Origin of the sequence: Pseudomonas sp. NFACC51, from assembly GCF_900103575.1 — a bacterium.
GTDB classification, from domain to species: domain Bacteria; phylum Pseudomonadota; class Gammaproteobacteria; order Pseudomonadales; family Pseudomonadaceae; genus Aquipseudomonas; species Aquipseudomonas fluorescens_Q.
The window spans coordinates 161,386-186,040 of the sequence record NZ_FMXH01000005.1 but is presented as its reverse complement, the minus strand read 5'-3'; the positions used below and the strand labels follow the sequence as shown (position 1 = coordinate 186,040).

Sequence of the window (24,655 nt, the reverse complement as noted above, 5' to 3'; positions counted from 1 at the left end):
TGCGAACCAGGCTAATAGCCCGCAGCATCCCAAACCGCGCGCGATTCTAACAGCTTGAAAGCCTGTATGTTAGATCCGTGTCTTCAATGTATAGAGTAAATCCAGTGCCCGACGAGGTGTCAGGTCGTCCAGGTCGAGCTTGGCCAGTTCATCGAGTACCGGATGCGGCAGGCTGGCGAACAGGTCGCTTTGCTGCGGTGCGGCCGGTTTGCCTTTGGTCGGGCGCGGCGCTTCGTGGGGCAGGCTGGTGGTTTCCAGGCGGCTCAGATGCTCGCGGGCACGGGTAATGACTTCACTTGGCACGCCGGCCAGTTGCGCCACCGCCAAGCCGTAGCTCTGGCTGGCCGGGCCGGGCAGCACGTGGTGCAGGAAGACGATGCGCTCGTTGTGCTCGGTGGCATTGAGGTGAACGTTGGCCACCAGCGGCTGGCTTTCCGGCAACACGGTGAGTTCGAAGTAATGGGTGGCGAACAGCGTGTAGGCCCGCAGGTGCGCGAGGCGCTCGGCCGCGGCCCAGGCCAGGGACAAGCCGTCGAAGGTGCTGGTGCCGCGTCCGACTTCGTCCATCAGCACCAGGCTGCGTTCGGTGGCGTTGTGCAGGATGTTTGCGGTTTCGCTCATTTCCACCATGAACGTCGAGCGTCCACCGGCCAGATCGTCACTGGAACCGATCCGGGTGAAGATCCGGTCCACCAGGGACAATTCGCAACTGGCCGCCGGGACGAAACTGCCGATGTGGGCCAGCAGCACGATCAACGCGGTTTGGCGCATGTAGGTGGATTTACCACCCATGTTCGGACCGGTGATCACCAGCATGCGGGTGTTGTCGTCCAGGCTCAGATCGTTGGCCACGAACGGCGTGGTCAGTACTTGCTCGACCACTGGGTGGCGACCCTGGCTGATGCGCATGCACGGCTCGCTGACGAAACGTGGGCAATTCAGGTCCAGGTTCAGCGCGCGTTCGGCCAGGTTGCTCAGCACGTCCAGTTCCGCCAAGGCGCCGGCGGTGTCCTGCAAGGGGGGCAATTGGCTGATCAGGTCCTCGAGCAGCGCTTCGTAGAGCATCTTTTCCCGGGCCAGGGCGCGGCTCTTGGCGGACAGCGCCTTGTCTTCGAACGCCTTGAGTTCCGGGGTAATGAACCGCTCGGCGCCCTTGAGGGTCTGGCGGCGAACATAATCGGCCGGGGCCTGTTCGGCCTGCTTGCTCGGCAACTCGATGAAATAACCGTGGATGCGGTTGTAGCCGACCTTGAGGTTGGCCAGGCCGGTGCGGGCTTTTTCCCGGGCCTCGAGGTCGATCAGGAACTGGCCGGCGTTCTCGCTCAGCGCTTGCAGCTCGTCGAGTTCGGCGTCGTAGCCGGTTTTCAACACACCACCGTCACGGATCACCGCCGGTGGGTTATCGATGATGGCTTTTTCCAGCAGCGCGGCCAGTTCCGGGTAGGTGCTGGTGGTGCGTGCCAGTTGTTGCAGGTGCGGCGCTTCGAGGTCGGTCATCGCCACCTGCAGTTCAGGCAACGCACCGAGGGCATCGCGCAAGCGCGCCAGGTCACGGGGACGGGCGTTGCGCAGGCCGATTCGGGCGAGGATTCGCTCGATGTCACCGATTTCCTTGAGTTGCGGTTGCAACTGCTCGAAGCGATAGCGATCCAGCAGGCAGGTAATGGAGGACTGGCGCGCCAACAGCACGGTCAGGTCCCGCAGCGGCCGATTCAACCAGCGAGTCAGCAGGCGGCTGCCCATGGCGGTCTGGCAGCGATCGACCACCGATTGCAAGGTGTTGTCGCGCCCGCCGGCCAGGTTGGTGTCCAGCTCCAGGTTGCGTCGGCTCGCGCCGTCCAGCACCACGGTGTCATCCAGGCGCTCGTGACGCAGGCTGCGCAAATGGGGCAGGGCGGTGCGCTGGGTTTCCTTGGCGTAGGCCAACAGGCAGCCGGCAGCGCCGATGGCCAGGGTCAGGTTTTCGCAGCCGAAGCCCTTGAGGTCCTGGGTGGAGAATTGCTGGCAGAGACTTTTCAGCGCCGAATCACGTTCGAAATCCCACGGCGCCCGACGCCGTACGCCACGGCGTTTTTCCGCCGGCAGGTCTTTGGGCCAGTCGTCCGGGATCAGCAGTTCCACCGGGTTGACCCGCTCCAGTTCGGCCAGCAGGTTTTCCCAGCCCTTGATTTCCAGTACCGAGAAATTGCCACTGGTGATGTCCAGCACCGCCAGGCCGAACAGGCGTTCATCCCCAAGCACTGCGGCGATCAGGTTGTCCCGGCGTTCGTCCAGCAAGGCCTCGTCACTGACTGTACCTGGGGTGATGATCCGCACGACTTGGCGTTCCACGGGGCCCTTGCTGGTGGCAGGGTCGCCGACTTGCTCGCAAATCACCACGGATTCGCCGAGCTTGACCAGCTTCGCCAGGTAACCTTCCGCCGCGTGGTAAGGAATCCCACACATCGGAATCGCCATGCCTGCCGATTGCCCACGTGCCGTCAGGGTGATGTCTAGCAACTTGGCGGCTTTCTTCGCATCCTCGTAGAAGATCTCGTAGAAGTCGCCCATGCGGTAGAACATCAGCTGATCGGGGTGCTGGTTCTTCAGGCGCCAGTATTGTTGCATCATCGGCGTGTGGCTGGAGAGGTCGTTCACGGCGGTATTCATGGGTGTCAGGCAAGCTCGTTGAAAGGTGTGGGGCAAAAGGAGGGGCATTGGCCCGGCTTTTCCGCGATGGGCGCAAGGTTAACATGGGCGGTCTGGTGCTACCCAGCGTTTGGGATTGTGTGCATATCCGTTGCTGCGGTAACGGCTGCTTAGGGTTCCGCCCCGACGGCGGGCTCACTTTCGAAAATCCAGCGTGGTTAATGGGGCGCGGAGATCAACGTCCACCGCGAGGCGGCCTGATAGCCGACCTGATTCTTGGCGGGACCGCGTTTCCCCCTGTGGGAGCGGGCTTGAACTCGTGAAGGCGGCACCACAGTCGATGAAAATGTTGGACGGCATTACGACACTTGATCGAGCTCTCTTGAATCTGGAGATCAGGCTCGTTTTACCTCGGCTTGCATCATCACCAGATTCTGCTGCTTGGTAGCCTCGGCCAATACCTTGCGGTAAACACGCTTCTTTTCCTTCGATTTTGCGTTACGAATGAAATCAGCAAAGGGGCGTTTGGCTCCTTTGGACAAGCCTTGCTTGATCGAAATCATAGTGCGCTCCCGATGGCGGTTCATTGGCGCTCCAGCGCGAAGCGCTCACTCGCGACTAAACGAGGGCGGCGGCTGTACGCAGGTTAGTCGACCGGGGATCCAAGGAACCGGCGCGCCCGAGGGCGCCCTGCGCACAGCTACCATCAAGTGCAGGAATAGAAGGACCTGACTGAATGGAGCAATGAGCACCTTGGAATACCGAGCGACTAAACCCGATCACTGATGGGCAGTGACGAGTCCAAAGTACCGATGGGATCCAAGGTGGACAAGCCGGCGGATTCTGGCGTAGTCGTAGGCAGAGGCGAAAGGCGATGTAGCCTGGTGTCGCACATTTGAAGGACGCGGATTGAGGGATTTCCCAAGAAGTTGTAGGGGAAATTCCCCAATATAAGGATTGGACTGAACCCGTGGCGAGGGAGCTTGCTCCCGCTGGCGTGCGTAGCGCGCCCAAAAGGACTGAGCTCAATTCGCCGAATGCTCAGTGATTGGAGGTTTTTTGGGGCTGCTGCGCAGCCCAGCGGGAGCAAGCTCCCTCGCCACGGTGGATCGGGCCGACCTTGAGTGAATGGTTTCTTCATCGATATGCACGCTTATGCAAAACAGCATTTGTCTTCTGCGAAAAGAACAAGCACTATGCGCGTTATGCAAAAACGCAACGTTTCTACCGTATTAAGAGCATTGCTCGATCAGCACGGGATCTCCCCCACGGAGCTTCACCGGCGTACCGGCGTGCCTCAATCCACCCTCTCGCGGATCCTCAGCGGCAAGATTGTCGATCCTTCGGATAAACACATCTCGAAGATCGCCGAGTACTTCGCCGTGAGCACCGACCAGTTGCGCGGGCGCGCGGACGTTGCGCCCGCCGGCAATGCTCGCCGCGATGAGCCGCATTCCGAACTCAAGGACATAAGCCTGTGGGACGACGAAACACCCGTCGAAGAAGACGAAGTGTCGGTCCCTTTTCTGCGCGAGGTTGAATTGGCTGCTGGATCAGGAAGATTCGTCATCGAGGAAAGCGAGCGCTCCAGCCTGCGCTTTGGCAAGCGCAGCCTGCGCCATAACGGCGTGCAGTTCGACCAGGCCAAGTGCGTGACGGTGCGCGGCAACAGTATGTTGCCGGTGCTGCGCGACGGTGCCACGGTCGGGGTGAACGCAGGCAAATGCGGGATCGGCGACATCGTCGACGGTGACCTCTACGCCATCAATCACAACGGCCAACTGCGGGTGAAGCAGCTTTATCGCCTGCCCACCGGCATCCGCCTGCGCAGCTTCAACCGCGATGAGCATCCGGACGAGGACTACACGTTCCAGGAAATGCAGGACGAGCAAATCGTTATCCTCGGTCACGTCTTCTGGTGGGGCATGTACGCCCGTTAACCCCTCCGCTGTCAGATAAAACCCGCCGCCGTGCGGGTTTTTTTTCGCCTCTCGAAAACCCGCAACCCCGTATTTGCAAGGGGTCCATGCATTTGCGCATTCGATCTGCATAAATAAATGCATTTACGCATTGACTGTATATGCATCCGTGCATATTCTGTGTCCAAGCCGCTCGACAAAGCGGCTGGCAACGAAGCTCTTTAGTTCCACTAACAGGCAGCGATGAACCGGCCTTGACGGTTCAGAGGGTTGGCAACTGACCCGGGTGTGCAGCGTAAAGCACCAGAAGCAGTTATCCGGCGGGCAGGGACCGCGGTCGGAAAAACAATTTGAATGGATCCGTACCGCGCCAGTCGCGCCGAAAGATCAAGCGCATTACTGAAAAGCCTGGGCAACCGGGCTTTTTGGAATGCCTGCACCGTGAGGTGCGTTCAACCACATCACCGCCGCCAATGGAGGGCTTCCGATGCTGAAGGATTTCAGATGCGGTCACTGCAAACGACTTCTGGCCCGCGTGGGCGAGAACATCGAACTCCAGATCAAATGTTCCCGGTGTGGGGCGTTGAATCATGTGAAGGCCCTGAGCCTCGAGTTATCGCCTTTGAGCGACATGGATGCGGAATGCTCCGCGCAAAAACATCGACTCTTAAGGTGAACGCATGAAAAAAATCAAACGTCTTATCGGCTCGTTCGTTCTGTCCATGGCGCTGTTGGCGGCCAGCGGTGCTGCCTTCGCAGCCAACCTGGTTGTGAACGGCAGCTTTGAAACCCCCGGTTGTGGCAATGACTGCGTACTGAATACCCCGGCCCAAGCCGACTTCGTGACCGGTTGGACCACGTTTCTGTCAGGCGTGGAGTACATCAATGTCAGAGCTGCCATTGGCAGTTCGGTCGCCGCCGAAGGTGTAATGAGCGTCGACCTCGCCAACTACACCTATCAAAACGGTGGTGGCATCCAGCAGAACATCAACACGGTAGTAGGCGCACGTTATCGCCTGACGTTCAGTGCCGGCAGTTCCAGGTACGTGAACCGCACGGGGACCGGCATCATCAACGTCAAGGTGGCAGGCCAGACCACCCGTTTCGACACCCCTGTCGCCACTAGTGATGCGACCGTATGGGAAACCAGAACCTACGATTTCACCGCCGTGAGCGATCAAACTACGTTGAGCTTCTGGAATGAGCAGGATCCGAATGCTCACTTCGCCTTTATTGACAACGTCATTGTCGAGCGACTGTAAACGTCGCCGGCCTTACGCACGATCCCGTCAAGCTTAATTTATCCAAAGGAAATCAATTAATGAAAAAATTGCTCAGCGTATTGATCGCAGCCGTCCTGGCGACCCAGGCCCTCCACGCGTTTGCCGAAACCTCACCTGTCGGTTCCTGGCAATTCGCTTATTACCACGTTCCGGGCGGCGGTTTTTATGCCAACCAAACTATCTGTTTCAAAGAAGACAACACCTGGTACTCGAGTTCCCAGGCCGGCTGGAAGGGCGCATGGTTCCAGAACGGGGACGATCTCCAATGGAACGGGAGTGTGCCCATGCCGGGTGCAGGGAGTGCCAACAATCTCGCGACCATTGCCATGGGTAAGTTAGCTGTCGCTGGTTCGATGTCGGGTAACTACGCGGAATGGGCCGCACCCAGTGCGCTACCGCTGTCTTGGGACAGGCACTACACCTACACCATGACTTACAAAGGCGCGACCTGCGCTGCGCCAAAGTGATGTCAGCCCCCAATTGCCTGACAAACGTTTGAACGCCGTTTCTAGCGACTTAATGGGTTTCATCGACCCACATCTCTTTCAACTTCAAACAACTTCCCCGCCCAATCTTAATCACCCCCAGGAAACGAGACATGACAAACGAGCAACAAGCGTTGCTGGACATGCCGATCTGGCTGGTCATCGTGCTCGCCCTGGTGGGCGGGGTGTCCGGCGAGATGTGGCGCGCTGACAAGGAGGGCGCCCGTGGTTGGCCGTTGCTGCGCCGCGTGGTGCTGCGCTCCGGTGCCTGCGTGGTCTGCGGCGTGTCGGCAACCATGCTGTTGTATGCCCTGGGCATGTCGATCTGGAGTGCTTGCGCACTGGGTTGCCTGACCGCCATGGCCGGTGCCGATGTGGCGATCGGTCTTTACGAGCGCTGGGTCGCCAAGCGGCTCGGCGTTTGCGAAGTCCCTCCGCGGGACCTACCGCCCGACCAGCAGTGAATCGACAGCGCTGATCCATACACAAGGAGGCGATCAATGCCTGCCCTTATCGAAAAACCGTCGCAGTTGTTCTCGGCCATTGCCCAGACGCTGCGCGCCATTTATCCCGCCTTGAAAGTCGGCAGCCCCCAGGCGTTCGATGGCGCCGACGACCAACCCTGGGTGCTGATTGCGCTTGAGCGCGATGCGCCCGGTAACCGCGCCAATGACGGGCGTATCGCCCATGTCCTGACGGTGTCTTTGCAAGTGGTCATGGCCGTTCCAGGATGGGAGGCCTGTGATCTGGCCGGTGAATTGAAACACCTGGTCATGGATAACCGCTGGGGCCTGTCGGGTGATCAATGCGACCTGCCCACGGAAATCGATGGCATCGCATCCACGTTCATCCACGAAGCACGGGCGTACAGCGCCTGGACTCTTTCCTTCAACCAAACCCTGTACCTCGGCCCGACGCTGCTGGAGGACCCGTTGGGCATCCCGAAATTTGCCCGTACCTGGGAAGTGTCGAACATCGACGACCCGGATCAATACACCGCACTCGAGGGCTGAGCCATGTTCGATGGGCTGTTACGGATGCACCTGGGGCCGATCGTCGAGCGTCTGGCTCAGATGGAAACCGAGCTGGAAGATTTGCATCGGCGTGCGGAGAGTTTCTGCCGCATTGGCGTTTGCCAGGAAGTCGATGCGGCCAGCAACACCTGCAAGGTCAGCCATGGTGGCCTGCTGACCCCGGCGATCCGCTTTTTCAACCCGAGCGCCGGCGCCCAGAGCGAGTCGCGGATTCCGTCCGTGGGCGAGCAGTGCCTGTTGCTCAACCATGGCGGCGGCGAGAGCGGCGGGCAGGCAGTGGCGTTGTTCGGCCTTAACGGCGGTCAGTTTCCGCCCGTCTCGACCCGAGCCTCGCTGACGCGGCGCCTCTATCAGGACGGTACGGAAAACGGCTACGACCATGCCAGCCATGTCCTGCACTGGCAGAACGGCCCGGCGACGTTCAGCGGTTCCCGTGAAGCGCTCCAACTGAGCATCGGCCCGTCGCGGTTGGCGATGACCGCCGACGCCATCGAATGGCAGTTGGGCGCCGTCGGCATTCGGCTCGACGCCTCCGGCGTGCACCTGAGCGGCCCGGTGGTGGACCACCAGGGACGCGTCATCAGTACCGCATAAGGGACTTCCTCATGATTGGAATCGATCGAAATACCGGCGCCACGGTCGACGACTGGCTGCAGTTCGTACAGCGCGCCACCCGGGCGTTGACGACGCCGTTGGGCACTCGCCAGAAGCGCCCGTTGTATGGCTGTGCACTCACGCAACTGCTGGGGCAGAACCTTGGTGACGACCTGCTGATTCTCGCCCAGAGCCACGCGGCCCAAGCGTTCTACAACCCCCAAAACGGCATCGGTGATTTCGAGCCGCAGGTCATTGTCGCCAGTCGACACGGCGCCGGCTTGCTGTTGCGTTTCGCCGGTACCTGGAAAAACCGCAAACAGACGTTCGAGGTGGTGACATGAGCATGCTGATACCCGGCCAGAACCAACTGGCCGAACCGGCCATCGTCACTGTCGAAGCGTTCGAGGACTTGCTCGCAGAGTTCAAGACCTTCGTGGTCGAGTACGTCGGCGCGCGCTCGCCAGCAAGTGCGGCGAAGCTGGTGGACAGTCTTGAAAACGAAAGTGAACTGCTGACCCTGGCGCTTGAAGCCTTCTGCGTGCGGCTGCAAACCCACGAACGCAAATACAACGCCCGCATCAAGCAGATGTTGGCGTGGTGGGCCACGGGCACCAACCTCGACGCTCGTCTCGCGGACATGGGCCTTGAGCGTCAGTTGCTCGACCCGGGCGACCCGGCAGCGTTCCCGCCCATCCCCCCGGTCTACGAGAGCGATGACGATGCGCGGTTGCGCTACTACCTGGCGCCCCACGCGCCAGCGGCGGGCTCGCGCATGCAGTATCGGCGGGAGATTTTTACCTTGGGTGAACGGCCAGTGGTGAAGGTGGACAGTGCCGCTGGCGGTGTCGTGAACGTGACCTACACATTCGATCCGGACGGTCTCGCCGCGCAGGTCAAGGACGGCAACGGACGCCGGACGGCACCGGGCGAAGTCACGGTCACGGTGCTTTCCCGCGAGGGCGATGGCACACCGTCCGAGGCGCTGCTCAACGGTGTTCGCCAGCACTTCGCCCGGCCTGACGTGCGACCGGAAACCGATCTGGTCATCGTGCAGGCCACACAAATCAAACCCTACAAAATCCGTGTCGTGGCGAGGATCAATGCCGGCCCGGATTCAGGCTTGACCCAGGTTGCCGCCGAGCAGCAGTTGCAGGCGTATGCCCAGGCCTGTCATCGCTTGGAAGGGCGGGTGGACCCGAGCTGGATCGACTACACGCTGCACAGCGCCGGCGCGGTCCAGCTTGAGATTCTCGAACCGCTGGTGCCGATTGTGACCACGGCTTTCCAAGCCCCGTACTGCACGGGCGTCGAGGTTGAGGTGGACACGTTATGAGTGACGACACACCTCGCCCGAGTCTGCTGCCGGCCAACAGTTCGCCACTGGAAAGGGCCCTTGACCTCGGTTTCGCCCGCTTGCTTGAACGCATCGATCCGCCGTTTCCCGAGTTGATGAACCCGGCCACCACGCCCTTGGCGTTCCTGCCGTATCTCGCGGCGGATCGTGGGGTCAACGAGTGGAGCTCCACGGCGCCCGAAGCTGAAAAGCGCCTGACCGTTGAACTCGCCTGGCCAACCGCCCGGCAGGCCGGGACGCGAAAGGCGCTGGAAAATGCTGCCAAGGGTTTGCAGCTGATGCCTGAAGTGCGCGCCTGGTATGAGCAAACACCCGCTGGCCCGCCCTACAGTTTTTCCGTCAGGGCATTTACCGAGCAGCCCTACAGCGAAGAAATTGACGCCCGTCTCGACCGTCGCCTGGCGGATGCCAAAAGCGAACGCGACACCTTGAAGGTGTCTGTCGGCTTGAGTGCATTCGGCCGTCACGTCATCGGCGCCGCGACGCTGTGCGGCGAACTGACGACGGTTTACCCGATCATCATCGAAGGACTGGAAGCCTCGGGCCAGGCCTTCATGGCCGCCGGACTCTACACCGTCGAAACCTCCACTATTTATCCACAGGGGTCCTAAATGGCCGACTACTACACCCTGCTCACCGATGCGGGGATCGCCTACGAAACCGCCTGCAAGGCGGCGGGCACACCCATCAAGCTGTCGCAGATTTCCGTCGGTGATGGCGGCGGCGAAGTTTACAACCCGGCCGCCACCGCCACGGCGCTCAAACGCGAAGTGTGGCGTGGGCCGCTCAATGCGCTGTTCCAGGATGAGAAAAACCCGAGTTGGTTGCTGGCCGAAGTGACCATCCCGCCGGAAGTGGGCGGCTGGTATGTGCGAGAGGCCGGGATCTGGACCGATACCGGGATCCTGTACGCGATTGTCAAATATCCAGAGTCGTTCAAACCGGTGTTGGCGACTTCGGGGTCGGGGAAAGAGTTTTACATCCGGGCGATTTTCGAGACCAGTAATGCTGAGTTGGTGACGTTGCTGATCGACGATACGGTGGTCAAGGCGACGCGGGCTTGGGTTGCAAGTTATGTCGCTGATGAACTTGCCAAGCTCGACAGGAAACAGTCGGTGCGGGTAGCGACGACGGGCAATATTGTCTTGAGTGGCGCGCAGGCAATCGATGGTATTGCAGTGATCGCCGGGAATCGGGTCTTGGTCAAGTCCCAGACTTTGGCGAAAGACAACGGTATTTACGTGGCCGCGAACGACGCTTGGGTTCGGGCAAAGGATGCCGATGCGAGCGCCGAAGTGACTTCGGGGTTGATTGTCTCGGTGGAGGAGGGCGCGACGCTTGCCAACACGATCTGGCAGTTGGTTACCGATGGGGCGATTGTGTTGGGCACTACGGGGTTGGTGTTTCAGAACATCACTCAAGGGTTTGCGCCGCTCAATTCGCCGGTGCTCGTTAATCCGACGGCAAATACGCCGCCGCTATTCGACAACACGAAGTCGATCGCGACGACTGAATACGTTATGCGCGCTAGTGGCAGCTATCGTGGCTTTACAAGTTTGACTGCGACCACCACGTTGACGGCATCAGCTGTTGGCACGCTGGTTACTGCCATCGGATCTTTCTCCATCACCTTGCCTCCAGTCAATTCCCTGCCGGCAGGTGGTGCGATCCATTTTCGGAATATCGGTAGCGGCATTGTCACCGTTGTTTGTGTCGATGCTGACAACATTAATTCGGGGGCAGGTCAGATTACGAGCATCGACTTGCAGGTAGGTGCGACCCTGGAGTTGACCGGTAATGGTGCGAGCGCGTGGTGGGCGGGTGGGACGGCACAGTTGCAATATTCAAGAATATTTGGCTCGACTGCGGCCCAGTTCGACAGCTCTCTCAGATTGGTGAACGCAGCCTTTGCCAAGCGGATGGGCGTCGAGTATTCGGTGTTTGTGCCGCTTACTGCCAGTTCCGCACTCGGTGCTTCGAGTATCGGCGGCATCATATCGGCGATATCACCTACACCGATCAGCATCACGTTGCCGCCGACCGCCGGAGTTGCAGAGGGTGCGACTATTGAGATAGTGGCTACTGGAAGTGGTGCTGTAACTGTTCTTGCTTCAGGGGGAGACGTATTGGCGTCTCCGGTTGCGACAGGGATCACTGTCGTTCTAGGTATGGGGGACAACGCAGAATTCGTAAAGGTGTCGACGACTTGGCGCTTGCGTGGCGGGTCCTTAGCCCTTAAGTACGCTGCTTCCTTTGCTGCCTTATTCGGTTCCGCGGGCTATCAAAAATTACCGGATGGTTTGGTTTTACAGTGGGGGGCAGGGACAACTTCTACGGGGGGGACCGCTACCATCGCCCTTCCTATCACGTTTCCGACCGCGGTAATGAAGGTTCTGGTTTCTGCATCTGGAACTAACTCTGTCCCGACGGTCGGTGTGGTTGCTACCAACTCGGTCGGAATTAACTGCTTCAACGGGAGTACCGGCGCCGGAAAGTCTGAAAACGTCCAGTTCCTAGCCATCGGTTACTAAGGAGAAAAGTATGTTCGCTTCAAAAATAGCCCGTGGTTTCTACGACGCAGCTATTAATGTTTCGATGCCAGATGATGTGGTCGAAATTTCTGCTGAACGCCACGCTGAGCTGCTGGCGGGACAATCGGAGGGTAAGGTTATTGCCTGGGATGATGACGGTCTTCCTATGCTTGTGGATCCGCAACCGTCCAGCGATGAGGAGTTGGCAGTTGTCGAGCGGGCTTGGCGGGATCAGTGCTTGTCCGAAACGGACGGCGTGGTGGCTCGCCATCGCGACGAACTGGAGGAGAATGTTGGAACCACGTTATCTCCTGCACAATATCTCGATCTTCAGCAATACCGGCGTGCGCTTCGCAATTGGCCTGAAGCGCAAGCGTTTCCTCGGCTGGATCACCGTCCGATAGCCCCCTCCTGGCTATCTGAGCAACCCAAATAAACGCCCCGCACCGACGGGGCGTTTTCTTACCCATCCAAAACCCAACAGCCCCTTCCTCAAGGGGCTTTTCCGTATCTGGAGAACCAAAAATGGCACCACGCCAAACCTACACCGTACTCCTCCCATTCCCCACCGGCGGCGGTCACTGGTCGACCACTGGCCAGGAACTCGACCTGCTCGACGTCGAGGCCAATGCCTTGCGCAGCGCCGGTCGCCTGGAGCTGAAAAAAACCGAGGCCGGCGAATCGGCCTCTGCATCCACCCCGGCCAAAAAGGCCGCCACCAAAAAGGCTGAATAACCATGGCTGAGGTTTTGAACTTCGAGCACAACGGCATTACCGTCAATGCCACTGAATCTCCCGAGGCCATGGGTGGCCTGGGTGACAACGTCATCGGGCTGGTCGGCACCGCGCCGAATGCCAATCCGCTGATTCCGAAAAACACCCCGTTCCGCATCAACAGCTTCACCACCCAGGCCCAGTTGGACCCGACCGGTGCCGAAGCGGGGACGTTGTTCCAGGCGGTCTACCAGATCCTCAAAGTGGTCAAGGTGCCGGTCTATGTCGTCATCGTCGAAGAGGGCGCCACGCCGGCCGACACGCAGAACAATGTGATCGGCGGCATCGAAGCGCAGACCGGTCGCAAGTTGGGCTTGGCGGCGTTGAGTGGGGTCGCTGAAGACCTGACCATCATCGGCGCGCCAGGCTTTACCGGCACCAAGGCCGTCGCCAGTGAGTTCGCCTCGTTCGGCAAGCGCATCAAGGCGCGTGTGGTGCTCGATGGCAAGGATGCCTCGGTCGCCGACCAGGTGACTTACAGCCAGGAGCTGGGCGGTGCGGACCTCGGTTTCGACCGTTGCCTGGTGGTGCACAACATGCCGGCGGTGTACTCCAAGGCCGCGAAGAAAAACGTCTTCCTGGCGCCGTCGAGCCTGGCCATCGCCGCCCTCGCCAAGGTCAAGCAATGGGAGAGCCCGGGCAACCAGGTCACCTACGCCGAAGACGTTTCCCGCACCGTGGAATACAACATCCTCGACACCTCCACCGAAGGCGACCTGCTCAACCGCTATGGCGTCAGTTACTACGCCCGGACCATCCTCGGCGGCTTCTCCTTGCTGGGCAACCGCTCCATCACCGGCAAGTTCATCAGCTACGTCGGCCTGGAAGACGCCATCAGCCGCAAGCTGGTCAAGGCCGGGCAGAAGGCCATGGCGAAGAATCTGACCAAGTCGTTCATGGACCAGGAAGTGAAGCGCATCAACGACTGGCTGCAAACCCTGGTCGCCGACGAAACCATCCCCGGCGGCAGCGTGTACCTGCACCCGGAATTGAACAGCGTCGAGAAGTACAAGAACGGCACCTGGTACGTGGTCATCGACTACGGCCGCTACGCGCCGAACGAACACATGATTTATCAACTCAATGCCCGCGATGAAATCATCGAGCAGTTCCTGGAGGACGTTCTCTAATGTTTACCAACCGCGTAAGACAGGCCATCGCGGCCACCCTGCAAGGCTTGCCGTTGTCGGCGACCGTGGAAGAGTTCACCCCGCCGAAGATCGAATTCGACATGGAGGAGATGCGTGGCGGCCGTTTCATTGGCGAGGAAATGGCCAAGGCCGGCAAAGTGCTGACAGCCAAGCTGACGCTGCAAGGCCTTGGCCCGGAAGTCATGCTGGCGCTGGGTGTGAGCGTGGGCGACGACATTCTGCTGAACGTGCGTGAAGCCGGCCAGGATCAGGACGGCAACACCTGGTTTACCTACCACACGGTGGGTGGCAAGTTGAAGTCCCTCGAGGAAACCCTGCTGAAAATGGGCGAGAAACCCAAGACCAACCTGGAGCTGTCCTGCCGCACCTACAACCGCCTGGAAAACGGCGTCCCGGTGATCGACATCGACGTGCGCACCCAGAAGTTCGTGCTCAACGGCGTCGACATCCTCGGCGATGCTCGCCGTGCGGTGTTGTTGCCTTAAACCTTTGCCAGTCGGCTAGATGCAGCCCCTGTGGGAGCGAGCTTGCTCGCGATAGCGGTGTGTCAGCCAACATCGATGCTGACTGATCCGACGCCATCGCGAGCAAGCTCGCTCCCACAGGGGGCACATCGTGATTGACCGGAAAATCGCAGCACTTTCCAGTATCCACCAAGGAATTCACTTCATGCCCTGGACACCTCCCGTTCACGTCTTGCTGTCGCCGATCATCGGTGACGACGATGCGCGGATCGAGCAGCTCCCCCTCAAACCGCTGTACTACGCCGCGCAAAAAGACGCCCTGGCCCGCGCCGGCGATGATGAAGACGATCAGTTCTTCGAACTGGCCAAACTGGCCACCGGGTTGTCGGTCAAGGAACTCGACCAGCTCAAGCGCCCGGACTACGTGAGCATTGCCCAGTACGTGCACGACATGTCGACGCGCCCGGCGTCGCACTTTCTGGATGAGCCACAGGGCGATCCCGACCAGGTGCAACTGCTGCAACCGCTCGACGTCGCGGGTCGCAGCCTGACGTCGCTGACCCTGGAAATGCCGGTGCTGCGTGCGACCAAGGCGATGAAAAAACTGAAGACGGCCAAGGAGCGCGCCGAGTTCATCACCGCCCACTGCACCGGCCTGATGATTCCCGACCTGGACCGGCTGACCGTGCCCGACTGGACGCAACTGCAGGTGCGCATCGACGATTTTTTAAACAAACCGGCGGACTTCTTTCGGAGCGCGACATCGAAGTGATCCTCGATGTGGTGCCGCTCATTTACTCGGTAAGTGAGGCGGAAATCCTGGAGTGGGACGCCGGCAAGGCCTTGCGTCGCTACGACATTGCGATCACTCGCCTTGGCGTGAAACAGGAGTAGAGCGGGATGGCGGACGATAGATATTCGCTCAAATACGCAGCCTTCAATGAGAGTGGGTTGGCGTTCGGTAATACCAGCCCTACGAACGGTGTGTCAGCACAAGGCACGTTCGCCAGGGATCAGCTGTCGGGCCTCGACCTGGCGCTGGAGAAACTTGGGCTCAAGCTCGGGTTGCTGACCACGGCGATCGAGTCGCTGACCGTGAAGCTATCGGCGCAACGATTGTTTTCCCAAACGATGGGCGCCGGCACCAAGGGTGAGTCGGCCAATGAGCCAAAGGGTAAGTCGGGTGGCGGTATCGAACCACCGGCGCTGCTCAAACCGGCGATAGCGATGGATGCGGCCATGGCCGATCTGAAGCAGGCCGGCCACTTCACGCCTCGCCAGATTGCAGAAATGGCGGAGCCAACCCAGCGTATCGCCAGTGCGCCGTTGGTGGCGGCCGGCGGGACCACGGCGGTTGAGGTGGTGAGGATGCAAAGCCTGGCGGCCAGGGCAGGAGTCGGCAGCGATCTGCCCAATGCCTCGGACCGGCAATTGGCGCTGTTGCGCTTCGCCAGTGATGCGGGTGTCACAGCATCGACGTTCAAAATGCCAGCCATGGAAGCCGCCGAGATGCTGCTCGGCTGGCGCACCTCCATGAAGCTCAGCGCAGAGAAAGCGTTTGATCTGGCGGACGCTACCAACCACCTGAGCAAGATTCCCGGTGGTGCGAAAGCGAGTGAGATCGGCACAGTGTTGCAGCGTGACGGTGCGGCCGCGACCTCGGCGGGCCTGCAGCCTGCCCAAGCTGCGGCGCTGACGGCGGCACTTCTCAATACCGGCGCGCAACAAGCTGAAGCGGGTGTGGCGCTCGATCACTTCACGACTGCTCTAGGCAAGGGCGATCAGGCCTCCGCGACCGAGCAAGCGGCTTGGAAGCAACTGGGACTTGATCCCAAAGAGGTGGCGAGCGGCTTGCGTGACAAGGACGCCGCGCCGGGGACAGTGATGTCGGTGCTGGCGGCCTTGAACGCGCAGCCGACCGAAAAACGCTCGTCCCTGGCCTCTTCGCTGTTTGGCTCTGGGGATGCCGCGGTGTTGCGCATGTCGCAGAAACTCGACGATGTGAACGCCGCGTTCTGGCAGGTCAAAGACCCAGGCCAATACGCCACTTCACAATTGGACAACAACGGTTCGGTGCGGCAGGACGCGTTGGCGCTGTCGAATACCCGGCAGGGCCAACTGAACGTCCTCAACGCCCGCAGCGAGCGTTTGTCGCTGGCCACGGGCAATGCCCTGATGCCCTCGGCGGATACCTCGTTCCAGTGGTTGGGGTCGCTGGCCGATGGCATGAGTGAGTTGGCGGAGTCCTCACCTAAAGCCGCTGCGGCCATTGTGTTGATTGGCGCGGCGATCAAACCGCTGGTGGGCGCGCTGCTCAAGGCTGTAGGGGATGAGATGTCCAATCAGGTGGCCAAGCGGGTGTTGGGCAAGGTCGCTCCGCACCTTCCCGGCCGATTGGGGGAAGTGATCTCCGAAGATTTCAGAAATCCTCGTGGGGACAAGCTGGATACACGCAATGCCACCCAGCGTCCCGAATCCCCGAGCGGGACGAAAATACGTGTCAGTACACGAGGCTCACTGGGAGGCGCAGGGCGTTTTTCACTCGGGTCAACGGCCTCATTACGCTCGATGACCCGCAGGGCGCCCGGCCCATTAAAAGTAGTCGGTGCCGTCGCTGATGTGGCCGAGGGTGTACTGACCGGCGACAAACGAATGATGAGTGCAGGCCTGGGAGCGGCAGGTGGCGGCTGGGCAGGCGCTGCTGCGGGGTCTGCGGCCGGTGCCGCTTTGGGGAGCGTCGTTCCGGTGATCGGCACTGCCATTGGTGGTCTGGTTGGCGGACTGCTGGGCGGCTGGTTGGGGAGCGATGCGGGCGCGTCCTTGGGGGAGAAGCTCGTCGCCCCCGCCGACAGACTCGCCGCTCCAGACCAGGTCAGCAAAGACCTGGCTAGCACCCAGACAACCACGCAACAAAACACCATGACCGCAAACATCTACATCAACGGCCAGGACCAGGCCAGCGCGAGTCAGTTGGCCAACCTGGTCGTGCAGCAGCTCTCGGGCCAATTCGGCTTGATGACCATGCCCAACTCACTCGCCATGCGCAGTGACGCGGCCCTGACCGACGGAGGTACGTGATGCGTCAGCAAATGGCACTCGGCAGTTTCATTTTCGGTTTGTCGAGAAACTTTGCGTACCACAGCCTGGTACGCACCTCGGACGGTGGCTGGAAGAGCATCGACATCCTCACCAGCAAACCCAAGTCCAGCCAGGTCGGCCAAGGCCTGCAAGGGCTGACGATCACCGGCAAGTCGATGTACGCCACCGCCATGGATCGCCTCGATGAGTTGCGCGCCTTGCAGGCGCAGCGAGTCCCCGTGCCGTTGGTCGATGGCATCGGTCGCAATTGGGGCCTGTGGCAGATCAACAAGGTGACGGAAACCCAGACCGAGATCATTGATGACGGCACGGCGATGGTGGTCGGCTGGGTGGTTGAATTGACGGAGTTCGCCAATGCGTAGGGTTCGAAGTATCGCCGGTGATTCGGTGAATCTGTTGCTGTACCGCGAGCTTGAGCGCTGTGACGACATCGTCGAAGAGGCGCTCTGGCGGCTCAATCCGGGGCTGGCTGAATGGGGGCCTGTATTGCCGGCGGGCGTATGGGTGGTCTTGCCGGAAGTGGACCTCAAGCCCGTGGCAACCCCACCGGTTTCGGCCTGGGATTAAGGAGGCAACATGTCATTGGGTTTCACGCCTGCGGTGGAAGTGTACGGCGCGAACGCCGCGCTGCTCAACGCACGATTGCTCAGTTGGACACACGTCGACGCGGCAGGAATCGAGTCGGATCAACTGACCCTCACCATCAGCCTGGACGGGCTGGAAGGGTTGCCCAGCCTGGGCGGGAAAATCGGTTTGCGGGTCGGCTACGTGGAGTCGGGGCTGGTGGACAAGGGCGAGTTCGTCATTACCCGGCGCACGCCGACGCTGTTCCCGTTGCGCCTGACCTTGGTGGCCATGGCCGCGCCGTTCAGTGCGGCGGACCAGACCGGGTTCAAGCAGCGCCGATCCGTCAGCCATGGACCGACGACCCTGGGGGCGCTGTTTCGTCAACTGACGTCCAGGCACGGTTTTTCTCCCCGGGTGGCGCCAGACCTGGCGCTGATCAAGATCGAGCACATCGACCAGTCCAACGAAACCGACATGGGGTTCCTGACGCGCCTGGCCCATCGTTATGACGCCGTCGCCAAGCCGATCAACGAGCTGTATGTGCTGGCGCGGCGCGGCCAGGCGAAGTCGCTGTCGGGCAAGGTCCTGCCCGAGATAAAACTGTCGGTGACGACCAACAATCGTCCTGGCGACCAGGCTTTTATTTCGGCCAAGCTGGATGAAACCGCCCGGGCGAAATACCAAGGCTGCAAGACCCGTTGGTGGGACGCGACGGCCGGCAAGTTGCAGGTCGAAGAGAGCGGCCTCGCGCCGTTCAAGACCCTGCGCCAGCGCTTCCAGAGCGCAGATGACGCCCGCGCTGCCGGTGAAGGCGAGGTGCGCAGGATGATGCGCGAAGCCCTCAAGGTGGCGATCGAGTGCCCTGGCAACCCGGGGCTGTCCGCCGAGGGCATCGTACTGCTGGACGCCACCTGGCCGGATTTCATGCGCGGTCGCTGGTCGATCGACAAGGTCACCGCCAGTGGCGACCGGGAAAAAAGCTATCGCTGCCTGATTGATGCGACCTGCCTGGATGCCAAGGCCTGACGCCATTCCTGTGGGGCTGGTGACTGCACTTTCTCTCGACATGCCTTGGGAGCGTGGCCGTAGGATGAGTGGTTCCCCGCGGCCAGGCATCGTCGCGCCGCCCTGGCTGGCAACGCAACTTCAGTAATGTTTTTTCGAGGGACGGTCTATGGACGTCACCCAAGCACAACTTATCAGCATCATGCCCAACGCCCGCGCCCAAGCGGGCGTTTTTGTTTCAGCCCTTAACATCGCCATGTCCCGCCACCGTATCGTCACGCCTAAACGCATCGCTGCGTTCCTGGCGCAAATCGGCCACGAGTCGGGGCAGCTACGGTATGTGCGCGAGCTGGGCAGCGAAGCCTATCTAAGCAAATACGACACCGGCGCGTTGGCCGTTCGCCTGGGCAACTCGCCCCAGGCTGACGGCGACGGCCAGAAGTATCGCGGCCGAGGACTGATCCAGATTACCGGCCATGACAATTATCGTCGCTGTAGTCTTGGCTTGTTCGGTGATGAACGGCTGCTGGCGCTGCCTGAGCTTCTTGAGCAGCCGCAATGGGCATCCGAATCCTCCGCTTGGTTCTGGGAGCAGAGCGGCTTGAACGAGCTGGCCGATCGTGATCAGTTCAACAGCATCACCCGACGCATCAATGGCGGTTTGAACGGCTTGGAGGATCGCCTGCAACTCTGGGCGCGGGCGAGGGCGGTGTTATGCCAGCCTTTGGCCTGATGCCTTTCTCTACTCGTACCCTGGGTATCATCGTTTTACTGGCATTGTTGGCGGGTGGCCCGGCGATGCTGGCGTGGCGAATCCAGGATTGGCGTTATGGCCAGCAGTTGGCGCAGTTGGCCCAAGCCCAGAGCGAGACGTTGAATCAGATAACCCAAGCGGCCGCGACGCAGCAAAAGACCGAGCAAGACAAACGTCTGGCCCTTGAGCAGCAGCTGTCCGCCAGCGAACAAACCCATTACCGAGCCTTGAGCGATGCCCAACGTGACCAGGATCGCCTGCGCGATCGCCTTGCTACTGCCGATGTCCGGCTGTCAGTCCTCCTCGACGCCAACGATGTTGCCGCCGGTTGTGCAGTGCCTGCCGCCACCGGCGCCGGCGGCCTGGATCATGGCGCCCCACGCGCCCGACTTGACCCGGCGCATGCTCAACGAATTATCGCCATCACCGACGCCGGTGATCGCGGATTGATTGCCTTGCAGGCCTGTCAGGCCTATATCAGAGCGCTGGATCGGTAATCCGCCAAGCCTTGCAAGCTTCTATTGCTCGTGTACGGTAGGCCTCAATTGTGTGGAATCAGGAGAGCACCATGGACGACATCACCGAACTGGCCGCTGAGCTGGGCAGGCGCCTGCAGTTGCTCAATGCCCACGTCACCACGGCTGAGTCCTGCACGGGCGGCGGGATTGCCGAGGCGATTACCCGGATTCCCGGGAGTTCGGCCTGGTTCGAGGCGGGTTACGTCACCTATTCCAATCGCCAGAAGACCCAGCAGTTGGACGTACCGGCCGAGTTGTTCGGCACGGTAGGGGCGGTCAGCCGCGAGGTGGTCGAGGCCATGGTGCGAGGCGCCCAGCATAAAAGCCTGGCGCGTTTTGCCGTGGCGGTCAGCGGTGTAGCGGGGCCGGATGGTGGTTCGCCGAACAAGCCGGTGGGCACGGTGTGGCTGGCCTGGGGCGTTGGCGAAGCGGTGATCAGCGAGCAGCGATTCTTTCCGGGCAACCGCGACGAGGTCCGCCGACAAACGGTGAAGGCCGCGCTAGAGGGGCTGCTGCAACATGCCGCTGTAGAAATCTCAAATCAGGGGTAGGCGATCCTCAATCGCTGTGGAATAATACTGGCTACTTATACAGGTGTTGGCCGTCAGGCCTTATTGATTACGTGAGGACTTTAATGGACGACAACAAGAAGAAAGCCTTGGCTGCGGCCTTGGGTCAGATCGAACGTCAATTCGGCAAGGGTGCCGTAATGCGTATGGGCGATCAGGACCGTCAGGCTATTCCTTCCATCTCCACCGGCTCCCTGGGCCTGGACATCGCGCTTGGCATCGGCGGCCTGCCAAAAGGCCGAATCGTTGAAATCTACGGTCCTGAGTCGTCCGGTAAAACCACCCTGACGCTGTCCGTGATCGCCCAGGCCCAAAAAGCCGGTGCAACCTGCGCCTTCGTCGACGCCGAACACGCCCTGGACCCGGAATACGCCGGCAAACTGGGTGTCAACGTCGACGACCTGCTGGTTTCCCAGCCGGATACCGGCGAACAGGCCCTGGAAATCACCGACATGCTGGTACGTTCCAACGCGGTTGACGTGATCATCGTCGACTCCGTGGCGGCACTGGTACCCAAAGCTGAAATCGAAGGTGAAATGGGCGACATGCACGTGGGCCTCCAGGCTCGCCTGATGTCCCAGGCCCTGCGCAAGATCACCGGTAACATCAAGAACGCCAACTGCCTGGTGATCTTCATCAACCAGATCCGTATGAAGATTGGCGTGATGTTCGGCAGTCCGGAAACCACCACCGGTGGTAACGCGCTGAAGTTCTACGCCTCGGTTCGCCTCGATATCCGCCGTACTGGCGCGGTGAAGGAAGGTGACGAGGTGGTCGGCAGCGAAACCCGCGTCAAGGTCGTGAAGAACAAGGTGGCTTCGCCGTTCCGTCAGGCCGAGTTCCAGATTCTTTACGGCAAGGGCATCTACCTTAATGGCGAGATGATCGACCTGGGTGTGCTGCACGGTTTCGTCGAGAAGTCGGGCGCCTGGTATGCCTACAACGGCACCAAGATCGGTCAGGGCAAGGCCAACTCGGCCAAGTTCCTGGCGGATAACCCGGAAGTCGCCGCTGCTCTCGAGAAGCAATTGCGTGACAAGCTGTTGAGCCCGGTGGCAGACGTCAAGTCCGTGGCTAATCGCGAGACCGCTGACGACCTGGCTGACGCTGACATCTGATCGAATCGATGACCGTCGTCCTCGATACCCTCGTCGCGGTGCGACGAACCGCGATGGACCTGCTCGCCAGGCGCGAGCATGGTCGAGTCGAGCTGACGCGTAAGCTGCGTCAGCGCGGCGCTCCCGATGAGTTGATCGACACAGCCCTCGACCGTTTGACCGAAGAGGGCTTGCTGTCGGAGTCCCGTTACCTGGAAAGCTTTGTCTCTTATCGCGCTCGCTCCGGTTATGGTCCTTTGCGAATTCGTGAGGAACTGGGTCAGCGTGGTTTGCAACGTCCGGATATCGAACTTGCCTTGCGCGAAAGCGGTATCGATTGGCAGGAGCAACTGACGGACACCTGGCGCCGCAAGTTCTCAGGACATTTACCCATCGATGCGCGGGAACGAGCCAAACAAGGGCGTTTCCTGGCGTATCGAGGTTACTCCATGGAAATGATCAACCGCTTGTTCAGCGGTCGCGGTATGGATGACTAAACAAAAACGGCCTGCTATTTCGATAGCAGGCCGTTTTTTTATGGGCTCAGGTTACCTTGATCGGCTCCCATGTGAGGGGGTGGGGTTTTGAGGCGGGCTGGGCCCAGTTTTGCGGCAGGTTGATGTAATCCACCAGTTCCCTCAAGCGACCGTGATCCCGGGCGTTGAAGGCAAACGCCAGTCGGGTCAGATGACTGAACTGGGCTTCGTCGTGCTCTTCACCGCTGTAGTCATGTTGATGAAAACAGTCGTTGAGGCACAAATCGGCGAATTCTCCCTGCATCTGCTGCAACGCCTGTTCGTTTAGCTTGTGATTCATGCGGATCACGAACTGATGCTTGAGCCAGCGACTGGAGTGAAAGTTGCGGTAGAACTGGTTGATTTCTTCCACGGCCTCTTCGGCGTTGTACACCAGGCGCATCAGCTTCATGTCGGTGGGCAGGATGTAGCGGTTTTCCTCCAATTGCTCGCGGATAAAGTTCAGGGCTCCTTGCCAGAACTTGCCCCCTGGCACATCCAGCAGGACCACCGGTACCAAAGGGCTCTTGCCTGTCTGTACCAGCGTCAGGACTTCCAGCGCTTCATCAAGCGTGCCGAAACCGCCGGGGCAGAGCACCAGTGCGTCGGCCTCTTTGACGAAAAACAGTTTACGGGTGAAGAAGAAGTGGAACGGCAGCAGGTTCGGCGTGCCCTCGACGGTCGGGTTTGCGTGTTGCTCGAAAGGCAGGGTGATGTTGAATCCCAGGCTGTGGTCGCGCCCTGCGCCTTCATGGGCGGCGGCCATGATGCCACCGCCGGCGCCGGTGATGACCATCATGTCCGAGCGGGCCAGCGCCGCCCCCAGCTCTCGGGCCAGGCCATACAGCGGATGTTCGATGGGTGTTCGGGCCGAGCCGAAGACCGTGACCTTGCGTCGGCCCTTGAACTGCTCGAGGGTACGGAAGGCGTGTTCCAGTTCCCTCAGGGCTTGTAGTGTGATCTTGGCATTCCAGCGGTTGTGATCTTCCTGGGCCATGCGCAGCACGGTCAGGATCATGTCTCGGTAAATGGGGAGGTTGGGGCTGTTGGGGGAGACCAGGTTGAGTTGCTCTTCGACCTTGCGGGTGAGGTCGTGGCCATGGTTCTCAAAATGACGACTGAGCAGGTCATTCGGTTTGTAAGGCATTCAGCTTCTCCTTCTTAACAGGACCCCGGCCCGGACGAGAGATTCATCGAGGCCACGACACTCCATGTGTCGTTGTCAGCCCAAGCATCGGCCTGGAGGGTGACCTGGCTTGACGCGGTCTGCAGCAAGGCGACCAAGCCATCCAGCGGGTTCTGCTTTTCCCTTTGATAAAAAACAATCACACACCAAGGTGTTGGCCAGGCAGCCTCTTTCTGCCCGATGAAAATACTATGGATACTTTGAATCTAGACCGTCATGCCGATCTTTGCTGCCCTGATCATGGCGCGCAAAAGTGACCGTTGGCAACCGCTGATACATGCCGTGAACGATTGCACCGCTCGTCAGATCGCCGGCCGGGTGCGTGTCGCTCTGATTTACTGATAACAAGCGTGCCAATGCAATTTGACGCCCAGGGTTGGGTGCCACGTGATGGATTGAAGCGAATCGGGGCAGGGAGGCGGGAGAAATGACCAGGGTCACTCTGGAGCTCGACAGGCAGTTGTACTTGATGTTGTTGGAGTCGGCACAGGCCAATCGGGTGAGTCTTGAGGACGAATGCTGTCGTCGGCTGGGAGGGCGAGCATGGCGCTCGCGTTACTTGCAGGCGCTGGTGGCGGAGTTGCGCGCCGACGATGAGCAGCGGCGCGCAAGTTCAGGTTGACTACTTCTTCGTCTTGGCCGGTTTCGGGCAATCCGATTCCTGGAAGCGCTCGGTCGCGACCGGGCGGTTGGTCTTAACCTCGGTGAACTCGTAGCGCATGGTGGCGCCCTTGGCCATCAACTTGCGGAAACCTGGATTGGTGCACACCGTGGAGCCCAACTGGAAATACACAGCCTTGGGGTCTGCGCGCATTTTCTGGGCGTGGCTGCTTTGCACACTGAGATGGTTGATCAGCTCGGTGCCTTCGACGGTATAACCCTGGTCGAGAATGTCTTCGTTGATCGCCCGCGGCGTACCGACGCTGCTTTCCTTGGCGACGTTCTGCAGCATCTTGTTCAGTTCGAGTTCTTTCAGCGAAGCAGCCTGAGCGCTGAAGGACGTCGCCAGCAGAACGGCAACGGTAGGGACGATAAGGCGCAGCATGAAACTCTCCTGGTTCAGTGACTGGTGGTTCGACCGATCACATGACTGTGCGTTCAGTGGCCGGGAATTATAGGGGAGCC

The 24,655-nt window shown here is 60.3% G+C and carries 30 protein-coding genes; 26 read left to right on the top strand and 4 right to left on the bottom strand.

Going from position 1 to position 24,655, the window contains the following annotated elements:
* Nucleotides 1–69: 69 nt before the first annotated feature.
* Nucleotides 70–2,637, bottom strand: coding sequence for a DNA mismatch repair protein MutS (gene mutS, locus BLT00_RS12570; protein ID WP_167331288.1), 2,568 nt, complete (start codon nt 2,635–2,637; stop codon nt 70–72).
* Nucleotides 2,638–3,023: 386 nt separating this feature from the next.
* Complete coding sequence (locus BLT00_RS31875) at nt 3,024–3,191, bottom strand: hypothetical protein (RefSeq protein ID WP_170862083.1); 168 nt, start codon at nt 3,189–3,191, stop codon at nt 3,024–3,026.
* Between the two features lie 642 nt (nt 3,192–3,833).
* Here BLT00_RS31875 and BLT00_RS12560 point away from each other — a divergent pair.
* From BLT00_RS12560 to recX, 25 genes are all read left to right on the top strand, one after another.
* Nucleotides 3,834–4,568, top strand: a complete 735-nt coding sequence (locus tag BLT00_RS12560) for a LexA family transcriptional regulator (protein ID WP_072343527.1) — start codon at nt 3,834–3,836, stop codon at nt 4,566–4,568.
* 466 nt (nt 4,569–5,034) lie between these two features.
* Entirely contained in the window at nt 5,035–5,223 is a 189-nt protein-coding gene (locus BLT00_RS12555) for a Com family DNA-binding transcriptional regulator (protein ID WP_092144095.1), read from the top strand.
* 4 nt (nt 5,224–5,227) lie between these two features.
* A complete protein-coding gene (locus BLT00_RS12550) occupies nt 5,228–5,809 on the top strand; it encodes a DUF642 domain-containing protein (RefSeq protein ID WP_092144098.1) in 582 nt (193 codons plus the stop codon).
* 59 nt (nt 5,810–5,868) lie between these two features.
* Entirely contained in the window at nt 5,869–6,297 is a 429-nt protein-coding gene (locus BLT00_RS12545) for a hypothetical protein (RefSeq protein WP_092144101.1), read from the top strand.
* 131 nt (nt 6,298–6,428) lie between these two features.
* The gene (locus BLT00_RS12540; protein WP_092144103.1) at nt 6,429–6,779 is read left to right on the top strand and encodes a phage holin family protein; all 351 of its coding nucleotides are present in this window, start codon (nt 6,429–6,431) and stop codon (nt 6,777–6,779) included.
* Between the two features lie 36 nt (nt 6,780–6,815).
* Entirely contained in the window at nt 6,816–7,328 is a 513-nt protein-coding gene (locus BLT00_RS12535) for a hypothetical protein (protein WP_092144105.1), read from the top strand.
* A 3-nt stretch (nt 7,329–7,331) separates the two neighbouring features.
* Nucleotides 7,332–7,943 carry a phage baseplate assembly protein V gene (locus BLT00_RS12530; protein WP_092144107.1) on the top strand — a complete coding sequence of 204 codons (612 nt, stop codon included), beginning with the start codon at nt 7,332–7,334 and terminating at the stop codon, nt 7,941–7,943.
* An 11-nt stretch (nt 7,944–7,954) separates the two neighbouring features.
* A complete protein-coding gene (locus tag BLT00_RS12525) occupies nt 7,955–8,287 on the top strand; it encodes a hypothetical protein (RefSeq protein WP_063322739.1) in 333 nt (110 codons plus the stop codon).
* Nucleotides 8,284–9,279: a baseplate J/gp47 family protein gene (locus BLT00_RS12520; protein WP_092144109.1), complete on the top strand. Its 996-nt coding sequence runs from the start codon at nt 8,284–8,286 to the stop codon at nt 9,277–9,279. The genes BLT00_RS12525 and BLT00_RS12520 overlap by 4 nt, the downstream gene beginning before the upstream one ends.
* Nucleotides 9,276–9,911 (top strand): phage tail protein I, encoded by a 636-nt coding sequence (locus BLT00_RS12515; RefSeq protein ID WP_092144111.1) that lies wholly within the window; start codon nt 9,276–9,278, stop codon nt 9,909–9,911. Before BLT00_RS12520 ends, BLT00_RS12515 begins: the two co-directional genes overlap by 4 nt.
* Nucleotides 9,912–11,831, top strand: coding sequence for a phage tail protein (locus BLT00_RS12510; RefSeq protein ID WP_092144113.1), 1,920 nt, complete (start codon nt 9,912–9,914; stop codon nt 11,829–11,831).
* 10 nt (nt 11,832–11,841) lie between these two features.
* Nucleotides 11,842–12,267 (top strand): tail fiber assembly protein, encoded by a 426-nt coding sequence (locus BLT00_RS12505; RefSeq protein WP_092144115.1) that lies wholly within the window; start codon nt 11,842–11,844, stop codon nt 12,265–12,267.
* Between the two features lie 89 nt (nt 12,268–12,356).
* Entirely contained in the window at nt 12,357–12,566 is a 210-nt protein-coding gene (locus tag BLT00_RS12500; RefSeq protein WP_063322736.1) for a hypothetical protein, read from the top strand.
* 2 nt (nt 12,567–12,568) lie between these two features.
* Nucleotides 12,569–13,735, top strand: coding sequence for a phage tail sheath protein (locus BLT00_RS12495; RefSeq protein WP_092144121.1), 1,167 nt, complete (start codon nt 12,569–12,571; stop codon nt 13,733–13,735).
* Entirely contained in the window at nt 13,735–14,241 is a 507-nt protein-coding gene (locus tag BLT00_RS12490) for a phage major tail tube protein (protein WP_092144123.1), read from the top strand. The genes BLT00_RS12495 and BLT00_RS12490 overlap by 1 nt, the downstream gene beginning before the upstream one ends.
* A gap of 184 nt (nt 14,242–14,425) precedes the next feature.
* Entirely contained in the window at nt 14,426–14,992 is a 567-nt protein-coding gene (locus BLT00_RS12485) for a phage tail assembly protein (protein WP_092144125.1), read from the top strand.
* A 128-nt stretch (nt 14,993–15,120) separates the two neighbouring features.
* A complete protein-coding gene (locus BLT00_RS12480; RefSeq protein WP_092144127.1) occupies nt 15,121–17,298 on the top strand; it encodes a phage tail tape measure protein in 2,178 nt (725 codons plus the stop codon).
* Nucleotides 17,298–17,681 carry a phage tail protein gene (locus BLT00_RS12475; RefSeq protein ID WP_038857206.1) on the top strand — a complete coding sequence of 128 codons (384 nt, stop codon included), beginning with the start codon at nt 17,298–17,300 and terminating at the stop codon, nt 17,679–17,681. The genes BLT00_RS12480 and BLT00_RS12475 overlap by 1 nt, the downstream gene beginning before the upstream one ends.
* Entirely contained in the window at nt 17,674–17,886 is a 213-nt protein-coding gene (locus BLT00_RS12470; protein ID WP_063322730.1) for a tail protein X, read from the top strand. The genes BLT00_RS12475 and BLT00_RS12470 overlap by 8 nt, the downstream gene beginning before the upstream one ends.
* Before the next feature lie 9 nt (nt 17,887–17,895).
* A complete protein-coding gene (locus BLT00_RS12465) occupies nt 17,896–18,912 on the top strand; it encodes a contractile injection system protein, VgrG/Pvc8 family (RefSeq protein ID WP_092144129.1) in 1,017 nt (338 codons plus the stop codon).
* 148 nt (nt 18,913–19,060) lie between these two features.
* Entirely contained in the window at nt 19,061–19,624 is a 564-nt protein-coding gene (locus tag BLT00_RS12460; protein WP_092144131.1) for a glycoside hydrolase family 19 protein, read from the top strand.
* A complete protein-coding gene (locus BLT00_RS12455) occupies nt 19,606–20,142 on the top strand; it encodes a lysis system i-spanin subunit Rz (RefSeq protein ID WP_092144133.1) in 537 nt (178 codons plus the stop codon). Before BLT00_RS12460 ends, BLT00_RS12455 begins: the two co-directional genes overlap by 19 nt.
* Before the next feature lie 71 nt (nt 20,143–20,213).
* Complete coding sequence (locus BLT00_RS12450) at nt 20,214–20,714, top strand: CinA family protein (RefSeq protein ID WP_092144135.1); 501 nt, start codon at nt 20,214–20,216, stop codon at nt 20,712–20,714.
* Between the two features lie 83 nt (nt 20,715–20,797).
* On the top strand, nt 20,798–21,850 hold the full coding sequence (recA, locus tag BLT00_RS12445) for a recombinase RecA (RefSeq protein ID WP_003198351.1): 1,053 nt from the start codon (nt 20,798–20,800) through the stop codon (nt 21,848–21,850).
* Nucleotides 21,851–21,858: 8 nt separating this feature from the next.
* Nucleotides 21,859–22,326, top strand: a complete 468-nt coding sequence (gene recX / locus BLT00_RS12440; RefSeq protein ID WP_003198353.1) for a recombination regulator RecX — start codon at nt 21,859–21,861, stop codon at nt 22,324–22,326.
* 46 nt (nt 22,327–22,372) lie between these two features.
* Here the strand turns inward: recX and BLT00_RS12435 are convergent, their stop codons facing one another.
* Nucleotides 22,373–23,491 (bottom strand): LOG family protein, encoded by a 1,119-nt coding sequence (locus tag BLT00_RS12435; protein ID WP_063322712.1) that lies wholly within the window; start codon nt 23,489–23,491, stop codon nt 22,373–22,375.
* 466 nt (nt 23,492–23,957) lie between these two features.
* On the opposite strand from BLT00_RS12435, the gene BLT00_RS12430 reads away from it, so the two are divergent.
* The gene (locus BLT00_RS12430; protein WP_063322711.1) at nt 23,958–24,152 is read left to right on the top strand and encodes a hypothetical protein; all 195 of its coding nucleotides are present in this window, start codon (nt 23,958–23,960) and stop codon (nt 24,150–24,152) included.
* Here BLT00_RS12430 and BLT00_RS12425 read toward each other — a convergent pair whose 3' ends face one another.
* On the bottom strand, nt 24,153–24,575 hold the full coding sequence (locus BLT00_RS12425) for a quorum-sensing-regulated virulence factor family protein (protein ID WP_003198359.1): 423 nt from the start codon (nt 24,573–24,575) through the stop codon (nt 24,153–24,155). It lies immediately after the preceding gene.
* Nucleotides 24,576–24,655 lie beyond the last annotated feature (80 nt).

Bases quoted from the DNA above. Each gene is read 5' to 3' on its own strand.
- BLT00_RS31875 (WP_170862083.1), bottom strand. From the start codon at position 3,191: ATGATTTCGATCAAGCAAGGCTTGTCCAAAGGAGCCAAACGCCCCTTT.
- BLT00_RS12560 (WP_072343527.1), top strand. From the start codon at position 3,834: ATGCAAAAACGCAACGTTTCTACCGTATTAAGAGCATTGCTCGATCAG.
- BLT00_RS12555 (WP_092144095.1), top strand. From the start codon at position 5,035: ATGCTGAAGGATTTCAGATGCGGTCACTGCAAACGACTTCTGGCCCGC.
- BLT00_RS12550 (WP_092144098.1), top strand. From the start codon at position 5,228: ATGAAAAAAATCAAACGTCTTATCGGCTCGTTCGTTCTGTCCATGGCG.
- BLT00_RS12545 (WP_092144101.1), top strand. From the start codon at position 5,869: ATGAAAAAATTGCTCAGCGTATTGATCGCAGCCGTCCTGGCGACCCAG.
- BLT00_RS12540 (WP_092144103.1), top strand. From the start codon at position 6,429: ATGACAAACGAGCAACAAGCGTTGCTGGACATGCCGATCTGGCTGGTC.
- BLT00_RS12535 (WP_092144105.1), top strand. From the start codon at position 6,816: ATGCCTGCCCTTATCGAAAAACCGTCGCAGTTGTTCTCGGCCATTGCC.
- BLT00_RS12530 (WP_092144107.1), top strand. From the start codon at position 7,332: ATGTTCGATGGGCTGTTACGGATGCACCTGGGGCCGATCGTCGAGCGT.
- BLT00_RS12525 (WP_063322739.1), top strand. From the start codon at position 7,955: ATGATTGGAATCGATCGAAATACCGGCGCCACGGTCGACGACTGGCTG.
- BLT00_RS12520 (WP_092144109.1), top strand. From the start codon at position 8,284: ATGAGCATGCTGATACCCGGCCAGAACCAACTGGCCGAACCGGCCATC.
- BLT00_RS12515 (WP_092144111.1), top strand. From the start codon at position 9,276: ATGAGTGACGACACACCTCGCCCGAGTCTGCTGCCGGCCAACAGTTCG.
- BLT00_RS12510 (WP_092144113.1), top strand. From the start codon at position 9,912: ATGGCCGACTACTACACCCTGCTCACCGATGCGGGGATCGCCTACGAA.
- BLT00_RS12505 (WP_092144115.1), top strand. From the start codon at position 11,842: ATGTTCGCTTCAAAAATAGCCCGTGGTTTCTACGACGCAGCTATTAAT.
- BLT00_RS12500 (WP_063322736.1), top strand. From the start codon at position 12,357: ATGGCACCACGCCAAACCTACACCGTACTCCTCCCATTCCCCACCGGC.
- BLT00_RS12495 (WP_092144121.1), top strand. From the start codon at position 12,569: ATGGCTGAGGTTTTGAACTTCGAGCACAACGGCATTACCGTCAATGCC.
- BLT00_RS12490 (WP_092144123.1), top strand. From the start codon at position 13,735: ATGTTTACCAACCGCGTAAGACAGGCCATCGCGGCCACCCTGCAAGGC.
- BLT00_RS12485 (WP_092144125.1), top strand. From the start codon at position 14,426: ATGCCCTGGACACCTCCCGTTCACGTCTTGCTGTCGCCGATCATCGGT.
- BLT00_RS12480 (WP_092144127.1), top strand. From the start codon at position 15,121: ATGGCGGACGATAGATATTCGCTCAAATACGCAGCCTTCAATGAGAGT.
- BLT00_RS12475 (WP_038857206.1), top strand. From the start codon at position 17,298: ATGCGTCAGCAAATGGCACTCGGCAGTTTCATTTTCGGTTTGTCGAGA.
- BLT00_RS12470 (WP_063322730.1), top strand. From the start codon at position 17,674: ATGCGTAGGGTTCGAAGTATCGCCGGTGATTCGGTGAATCTGTTGCTG.
- BLT00_RS12465 (WP_092144129.1), top strand. From the start codon at position 17,896: ATGTCATTGGGTTTCACGCCTGCGGTGGAAGTGTACGGCGCGAACGCC.
- BLT00_RS12460 (WP_092144131.1), top strand. From the start codon at position 19,061: ATGGACGTCACCCAAGCACAACTTATCAGCATCATGCCCAACGCCCGC.
- BLT00_RS12455 (WP_092144133.1), top strand. From the start codon at position 19,606: ATGCCAGCCTTTGGCCTGATGCCTTTCTCTACTCGTACCCTGGGTATC.
- BLT00_RS12450 (WP_092144135.1), top strand. From the start codon at position 20,214: ATGGACGACATCACCGAACTGGCCGCTGAGCTGGGCAGGCGCCTGCAG.
- recA (WP_003198351.1), top strand. From the start codon at position 20,798: ATGGACGACAACAAGAAGAAAGCCTTGGCTGCGGCCTTGGGTCAGATC.
- recX (WP_003198353.1), top strand. From the start codon at position 21,859: ATGACCGTCGTCCTCGATACCCTCGTCGCGGTGCGACGAACCGCGATG.
- BLT00_RS12435 (WP_063322712.1), bottom strand. From the start codon at position 23,491: ATGCCTTACAAACCGAATGACCTGCTCAGTCGTCATTTTGAGAACCAT.
- BLT00_RS12430 (WP_063322711.1), top strand. From the start codon at position 23,958: ATGACCAGGGTCACTCTGGAGCTCGACAGGCAGTTGTACTTGATGTTG.
- BLT00_RS12425 (WP_003198359.1), bottom strand. From the start codon at position 24,575: ATGCTGCGCCTTATCGTCCCTACCGTTGCCGTTCTGCTGGCGACGTCC.